The sequence below is a fragment of the Streptomyces sp. NPDC058964 genome (genome assembly GCF_042741275.1).
Classification (GTDB): Bacteria; Actinomycetota; Actinomycetes; order Streptomycetales; family Streptomycetaceae; genus Streptomyces.
On sequence record NZ_JBHYKH010000352.1, the window covers coordinates 1 to 1,391 of the forward strand.

The window sequence follows — 1,391 nt, forward strand, 5'->3', positions numbered from 1 at the left end:
CCTGGGCGGCTTCAATAAAATCGACTGCGCCATGTTCGCGGCAGACCGTGTCGGCCTGCCGCTGGTCGCCGTTCCGACGAACCTCTCGCACGACGGGCTGTGCTCCCCGGTGGCGACCCTCGACAACGACGCGGGCCGCGGCTCCTACGGTGTGCCCAACCCGATCGCGGTCGTGATCGACCTGGACGTCATCCGGGAGGCGCCGGCCCGCTTCGTACGGGCGGGCATCGGCGACGCCATCTCCAACATCTCCGCGATCGCGGACTGGGAGCTGGCCAACCGCGTCAAGGGCGAGAAGATCGACGGTCTCGCCGCGGCGATGTCCCGGCAGGCGGGCGAGGCCGTGCTCAGGCACCCCGGCGGGATCGGTGACACCGACTTCCTCCAGGTACTGGCCGAGGCACTGGCCCTCAGCGGTATCGCCATGTCGGTCTCGGGCGACTCCCGCCCCTGCTCCGGCGCCTGCCACGAGATCAACCACGCCTTCGACCTGCTGTTCCCCAAGCGCGCGGCCGCCCACGGCGAACAGTGCGGGCTCGGTGCCGCCTTCGCGATGTACCTGCGCGGCGCCCACGAGGAGGCCGTGTTCATGACCGAGGTGCTGCGCCGGCACGGGCTGCCCGTGCTGCCGGAGGAGATCGGCTTCACCGTGGACGAGTTCGTCCGGGTCGTGGAGTTCGCCCCGCAGACCCGGCCAGGCCGCTACACGATCCTCGAGCACCTCGACCTCAAGCCCCAGCAGATCAAGGACTTCTACGCCGACTATGTCAAGGCCATCGGTAGCTGAACTCCGTCCGGTCGTTCATCCCCCGGGGGTGAAGGACCGGCGCAGCGGTGAGCACTGGATGGGACGCCTCTACATGCGCGAGGTGTCCCTGCGGGTCGACCGCTACCTGGTGAACACCAGGGTCACGCCCAACCAGCTCACCTACCTGATGACCGTCTGCGGTGTCCTCGCCGCCCCGGCCCTGCTGGTGCCGGGGATCGCGGGCGCCGTGCTCGGCGTCGTGATGGTCCAGCTCTACCTGCTGCTGGACTGTGTCGACGGCGAGATCGCGCGGTGGAAGAAGCAGTACTCCCTCGGTGGGGTCTACCTGGACCGGGTCGGGGCCTACCTCACGGACGCCGCGGTCCTCGTCGGCCTCGGCCTGCGGGCCGCGGACCTGTGGGGTTCCGGGCGCGTCGACTGGCTGTGGGCCTTCCTCGGCACGCTGGCCGCTCTCGGCGCGATCCTGATCAAGGCCGAGACCGACCTGGTGGGCGTCGCGCGCCACCAGGGCGGCCTGCCCCCCGTCAAGGAGGCCGCGTCCGAACCGCGCTCATCCGGCATGGCGCTGGCCCGCCGGGCCGCCGCCGCGCTCAAGTTCCACCGGCTCACCCTCGGGATCGAG

1 protein-coding gene and 1 pseudogene are annotated in these 1,391 nt (G+C 70.5%); both read left to right on the forward strand.

Translation table 11 applies throughout. From position 1 onward, the window contains the following. Positions 1 to 787, forward strand: a 787-nt coding sequence (locus tag ACFW2E_RS32500; RefSeq protein WP_384471156.1) for an iron-containing alcohol dehydrogenase family protein, incomplete at its 5' end; no start/stop codon positions are given. Positions 788 to 845: 58 nt separating this feature from the next. After that, a pseudogene (locus ACFW2E_RS32505) lies at positions 846 to 1,376 on the forward strand (CDP-alcohol phosphatidyltransferase family protein); the annotation flags it as partial. Between the last annotated feature and the right edge of the window lie 15 nt (positions 1,377 to 1,391).